Source organism: uncultured Leptotrichia sp. (assembly GCF_938036635.1).
Classification (GTDB): domain Bacteria; phylum Fusobacteriota; class Fusobacteriia; order Fusobacteriales; family Leptotrichiaceae; genus Leptotrichia; species Leptotrichia hongkongensis.
In genome coordinates this window covers 1-6,242 of sequence record NZ_CALHQO010000170.1, presented here as the reverse complement: position 1 = coordinate 6,242, position 6,242 = coordinate 1, and the positions used below count along the sequence as shown (strand labels likewise).

General features: G+C 32.1%; 5 protein-coding genes. 4 read left to right on the top strand and 1 reads right to left on the bottom strand.

Annotated features, from left to right (window positions below):
- Window positions 1–285: 285 nt before the first annotated feature.
- The 4 genes from Q0370_RS03310 (at window position 286) to Q0370_RS03295 (ending at window position 4,489) form a co-directional block, all read left to right on the top strand.
- Window positions 286–1,107 (top strand): Cof-type HAD-IIB family hydrolase, encoded by an 822-nt coding sequence (locus Q0370_RS03310; RefSeq protein ID WP_299572107.1) that lies wholly within the window; start codon window positions 286–288, stop codon window positions 1,105–1,107.
- Between the two features lie 162 nt (window positions 1,108–1,269).
- Window positions 1,270–2,481 carry a hydroxymethylglutaryl-CoA synthase gene (locus Q0370_RS03305; protein ID WP_299572104.1) on the top strand — a complete coding sequence of 404 codons (1,212 nt, stop codon included), beginning with the start codon at window positions 1,270–1,272 and terminating at the stop codon, window positions 2,479–2,481.
- 25 nt (window positions 2,482–2,506) lie between these two features.
- Window positions 2,507–3,097, top strand: a complete 591-nt coding sequence (locus Q0370_RS03300; RefSeq protein ID WP_026746183.1) for a sugar O-acetyltransferase — start codon at window positions 2,507–2,509, stop codon at window positions 3,095–3,097.
- A gap of 99 nt (window positions 3,098–3,196) precedes the next feature.
- Window positions 3,197–4,489, top strand: coding sequence for a hydroxymethylglutaryl-CoA reductase, degradative (locus tag Q0370_RS03295; RefSeq protein ID WP_299572098.1), 1,293 nt, complete (start codon window positions 3,197–3,199; stop codon window positions 4,487–4,489).
- Window positions 4,490–4,550: 61 nt separating this feature from the next.
- Here Q0370_RS03295 and groL read toward each other — a convergent pair whose 3' ends face one another.
- The gene (groL, locus tag Q0370_RS03290) at window positions 4,551–6,173 is read right to left on the bottom strand and encodes a chaperonin GroEL (protein ID WP_299572095.1); all 1,623 of its coding nucleotides are present in this window, start codon (window positions 6,171–6,173) and stop codon (window positions 4,551–4,553) included.
- Window positions 6,174–6,242: the final 69 nt, after the last annotated feature.

The window sequence follows — 6,242 nt, the reverse complement described above, 5'->3', positions numbered from 1 at the left end:
TCCCATTTTCATTACCTCCTAAATTTTTTATAATTATTTTTATTTCTTCTAAAAAGTTTTTACTTACTATATTTTACTTCAATTTGTTAAATTGTTCAAGGAGTTTCTTAAATTTTTTAATATTTTCTTACTAAGATATTTCATTATTAGAAAAAAACAAACAAAATAGTATTGTTAAAAATTTTTTATTGCAATATAAAATTAGATTCGTATTAAATATATTGAATATTCTTTTAAATTAAGATATACTAATAACGAAAACTTAACAAAAGAAAGGATAGAATTATGATAAAACTAATTGCAATTGATATGGACGGAACTTTACTTAATGAGAAAAAGCACATTGATAAAGCACAAAAGGAGGCAATTCATGAAGCAATAGAAGCTGGAATAAAGATTGTGCTGTGCACTGGAAGACCCTTATACGGTATTTTACCATTTTATAAAGAACTTGGACTTCATGAACTTGACTTAGAAGGTTACGTTATCTTAAATAACGGATGTTCAATTCATAGGACAAAAGACTGGGAATTAATTGACTGGGCAGAAATTACGCCTGACGATATTGATTATTTATATAAATTTTCTGAAGAATACAATATAAATTTTACGCTGGTTGACGATACACATTATTTTAATATAGGCAGAAAACCTACAGATGAACTTATTATGGATGCAAAATTTGTCTTTTCAGATATTACAGAAATAAGCCTTGAAGAAGCAAAAAGTGGAAAATATAAAATAATCAAGGCAATGTTTCTTGGAAATCCTAAAGAAATGGAAAATTTTCAAAAAAAATGTGAAAATATATTAAAAGATAAATATAGCGGAGTACTAAGCCAGTCACACGTGTACGAAGTATTACCCAAAAACAACAATAAAGGGACAGGTCTAAAAAAACTTGCAGAAAAACTAGGAATAAAACAGGAAGAAGTTATGGCAATTGGAGATGGAAATAATGATGTTGAAATGTTTGAATATGCCAATTACAGTGTTGCAATGGAAAATGCCTCAGATCTTGCTGCAAAAGCTGCAAAATACAAAACTGACAGCAATAAAAATGACGGAGTAGCAAAAGCAATTAGAAAATATGCACTAAATAAATAATTAAATATTTCTTTTTGATTGCAGCCGTTGCTATTTCATTTTTTTTATAGTACAATATGTGTAGGTATACTTAAAACTTTTATCTTTATTAATTTTCACATCTTATTTTAAGTATAATTTACGATTCCTTCAAAAAATATTTAATAGAAAGGTCCGAATTTTATGAAAATAAAAGAAATAGGAAAAAAAATCAAAATTGGAATAGATAAAATTGGCTTTGCTATGCCAAAATACTTTTTAGATATACGAGATCTAGCACTTGGAAGAAATGAAAATGAAAATAAATTTGTGAAAGGTCTTATGCAAAGCGAAATGAGTATTGCACCTGTAACAGAGGATATTGTATCGCTTGGGGCAAGTGCGGCTGAAAAAATTTTAGATGAAGAAGATAAAAAAAATATCGAAATGATTATTGTTGGAACAGAATCTGGAATTGATCAAAGCAAGGCTTCTGCTGTTTTTATTCATCATCTGCTTAATATCCAGCCATTTGCACGATGTATTGAGATTAAGGAAGCCTGCTACGGAGCAACTGCCGCTTTAAGTTTTGCAAAAAACTATATTGAAAAAAACGAAAATGCCGCGGTTCTCGTAATTGCTTCAGATATTGCAAAATACGGAATTGACACTCCTGGAGAATCTACACAGGGGGCAGGAAGTATCGCAATGCTAATAAAAAAAGACCCCAAAATTGCCGTAATAAATGATGAAAATGTATGTCAAACACGTGATATTATGGACTTCTGGCGTCCTAACTACTCAAATTTTCCAATAGTAGACGGACATTTTTCAACAAAGCAGTATCTTGACTGCCTTGCAACGACATTTGATGAATACAAAAAAAGATATAATCAAGATTTATCCGATTTTGATGCTTTCTGTTTTCATTTACCATTTCCAAAACTAGGATTGAAAGCGATTAATTCACTTTTAGAAAAAAATGTGGAAAAAGAAACAAGAAATAAATTTTTGGAAAAATTTCATACTTCAATAATTTATGGAAAACGAGTTGGAAATATCTACACAGGCTCTCTTTATCTAAGTTTGCTTTCATTACTCGAAAACTGTGATAGCTTAAAGGCTGGTGACAAGATTGGAATGTATAGTTATGGAAGCGGTGCTGTTTGTGAATTTTTTAATCTAACCCTTGCAGAAGACTTTAAAAATCATCTAAGGCACGATAGATTAAACGATTTTGACAATAGAAAGCAATTATCAATAAATGAATATGAAAATTTATTTTTTGAAAAAATAATTTTAGATAATGAAGGAAATTGTGATTTTTCAAATAGAAAACTTATTCAGGAAAGCGATAACGCATTTGTGTTAGAAAAAGTGGAAAATCACAAAAGAATTTACAAAAAAATAAACTAAATCTATCCTAAAGGAGCTAATTAATATGAATTTAGAAGAACAGCGGCAGTTTATTTTATCTGGAAAAGTTTACAATGATTTAACTCCGGAGCTTATAAAGGCTAGAGAAAATACTGTTTTTTTGACAAATAAATATAACGAAAGTTTTGGAAAGCCGTCATCAGAAAGAGAAGCAATACTAAAAAATCTTTTAAAATCAATTGGTAAAAATGTGCATTTTGAACCAACATTCCGATGTGAATTTGGATTTAATATTTCAATAGGAGATAACTTTTATGCAAATTTTGACTGTGTAATGCTTGATGGTGGCGGAATTGAAATTGGAAATAATGTTCTTTTTGGACCAAGAGTAGGAATTTATACTTCTAATCACAGCACTGATGCAGAAGAAAGAATAAATGGAGGATGTTATGCCAAACCTGTAAAAATAGGTAATAATGTATGGATTGGTGCAGGAGTCCACATTAATCAAGGAGTTACAATTGGAAACAACACTATTATTGGCTCTGGAAGCGTTGTTACAAAAGATATTCCAGATAATGTAATTGCCGCAGGAGTACCGTGCAAAGTTATCAGAAAAATAACAGAAAAAGATAAAACTGGCTATAAACCTTAAAATTTAAACTATATTTTCACTCAAGCATTAGAATTTGACAATTTTTTAAGTGCTTGAGTTTTATTATAACCCCTCAAACGAAAGGAACTGGTTTCAAATATGAAAAAGGAAAATCAAAAAAAATTAAATTGGCTTGGCTTTCAAAAAAAAGAACGAACTGAGCGAATACAGATGTTAAAAGATAACGGATTTTTAACTGAAGAATTTGAACAACTTCTGAAAAAAAATGAGAACTTGCCACTGGAAACTGCAAATCAGATGGCTGAAAATGGAATTGGAACATTTGCCTTGCCATTCAGCGTTGCTCCAAACTTTGTTATTGATGAAAAGGATTATGCTGTGCCAATGGTTACAGAAGAACCATCTGTTGTAGCAGGGTGCAGTTACGCAGCTAAAATTATTGGAAAATCTGGCGGTTTCACAACAAAAATTTTAGATAGGAAAATGATTGGGCAAGTTGCATTGTATGATATTTTAGACTTTGAAAATGCTATTTCAATGATTTTGGAAAATAAAAATGAGATTTTAAAAATTGCGAATGATGCCCATCCTTCGATTGTAGGACGTGGTGGTGGAGCAATTAATATTGAAGTGAAGAATATTGATGAATTTTTGATTGTTTATCTGATTGCCGATGTAAAGGAGGCTATGGGAGCAAATATTTTGAATACAATGCTTGAGGCAATAAAAATACCGCTTGAAAATATTACAAACGGAAAAAGCCTAATGGCAATTTTATCAAATTATGCAACCGAATCTCTAGTAAAAGCCGAATGTGAAATAAATATAAAACTTCTTAGCAGCTCAATGGAAACATCTATTGAAACTGCAAAAAAAATTGAACTTGCAAGCAAATTTGCAAAACTTGATATTTATCGTGCCACAACTCATAATAAAGGAATTTTCAATGGAATTGATGCTGTAGTAATCGCTACTGGGAACGACTGGCGTGCAATTGAAGCTGGCGGAAATGCCTTTGCTGTGAAAAATGGCAAATACGAAGGTCTTACAACTTGGACTTTTGATGAAAGCACAAATAAATTAAAGGGAGAACTTACCCTTCCAATGCCAATTGCAAGTGTAGGTGGCTCAATAGGACTAAATCCAAGCGTAAAAGCGGCATTTAATATTTTAGGAAATCCTGACGCAAGGACTCTAGCAAGCATTATTACATCAGTAGGACTTGCTCAAAACTTTGCCGCAGTAAAAGCACTTGTTACAACTGGAATACAGCACGGACACATGAAGTTACAAGCTCGTTCATTAGCACTTTTTGCTGGTGCAAAAGGCAAAGAAATTGATATTGTCGTAGAAAGGCTTTTGGAAAGCGGAAAAAGTATTAATTTGGAAAATGTGAAGGCAATTTTAGAAGAAATGAAAATCAAAAAATAATATAGCAGAAAAAAAGAGGTAGTTTATAATGACTACCCCTTATTTTATTAGATTTCATAGATTACATCATTCCTGGCATTCCCATTCCACCTGGCATTCCACCAGCTGGTGATTCTTCTTTTTCATTACCAACTGCAACTTCAGTTGTTAATAATACTGATGATACTGATACTGCATTTTGAATTGCAGAACGTGTTACTTTAGCAGGATCAATGATTCCGGCTTTTACCATATCTACATATTCTTCTTTTGCAGCGTCAAATCCTATTCCATTTTCAGAATTTTTTACTTTTTCAATTACGACACCTGCATCAATTCCAGCATTGATAACAATTTGTCTAAGTGGTGCAGATAATGCTCTTTTCACAATTTCCACTCCAAGTCCTTCTTCACCTTCTAATTTAAAGTCTTCAATTGCTTTTGCGATTTGAATCAAGATTGTTCCTCCTCCAGGCACAATTCCTTCTTCCACAGCTGCTTTTGTTGCATTTAAAGCATCTTCAATTCTCAATTTTCTTTCTTTCATTTCAGTTTCAGTTGCAGCTCCAACTTTTATTACAGCTACTCCACCTGATAATTTAGCAAGTCTTTCCTGTAATTTTTCTCTATCATAATCAGAAGTTGTTTCAGCAATTGAATTTTTTATTTGTCCAATTCTTGCTTGTATTGCATCTTTTTCTCCAAGACCGTCTACGATAACTGTATTATCTTTAGTAATTCTAACTTTTTTAGCTTGTCCCAAGAAATTAATATCAGCAGTTTCAAGTTTAATTCCTTTTTCTTCAGAAATAACTTCTCCACCTGTTAAAATTGCAATATCCTGTAACATAGCCTTTCTTCTGTCCCCAAACGCTGGAGCTTTTACAGCGGCAATATTCAATGTTCCACGAAGTTTATTTACAACAAGAGTTGCAAGTGCTTCTCCTTCCACATCTTCAGCGATTATAAGCATTGGCCGTCCTAATTCCACTGTTTTTTCCAAAATTGGCAATAATTCTTTCATATTTGCGATTTTTTTATCTGTTATTAAAATAAATGGATTATCCATTTCCACAACCATTCTTTCAGAATCTGAAACCATGTAAGGTGACAAGTATCCGTTGTCAAACTGCATTCCTTCTACAACTTCCAAAGTTGTATCCAAAGAACGTGCTTCCTCAACTGTAATAACTCCAGATTCGCCAACTTTTTCCATAGCTTGAGCAATTAATTGTCCTATTTCTACATCTCCTGCCGAAATTGCCCCAACTTGTGCTATTTCTTCATTTGATTCCACTTTTTTAGCTCTTTTTGTAAGTTCTTCAATAACTTTTTTAGAAGCAAGCTCCATTCCACGTCTTATAAATACAGGATTTGCTCCAGAAGCTACCATTTTCAGTCCTTCTTTGATTAAAGCCTGTGCCAGTACAGTTGCAGTAGTTGTACCGTCTCCAGCCACATCATTTGACTTTGTAGCCACTTCTTTTACAATTTGTGCTCCAAGATTTTCAATTGGATCTTTAAGTTCGATTTCTTTTGCTATTGTAACACCATCATTTGTAATCATTGGTGCTCCAAATCCTCTATCTAATACTACATTTCTTCCTTTTGGTCCAAGTGTAATTTTTACAGCATCAGCTAGTGTATCTACTCCCACTTCAAGCGCTTTTCTCGCATCTTCATTAAATTTTATTATTTTTCCCATTTTTAATTTTCTCCTTCTAAATTTTGTAAATTTTTTATTGTGAAATCTTTTTATTTACATTTTTTATAA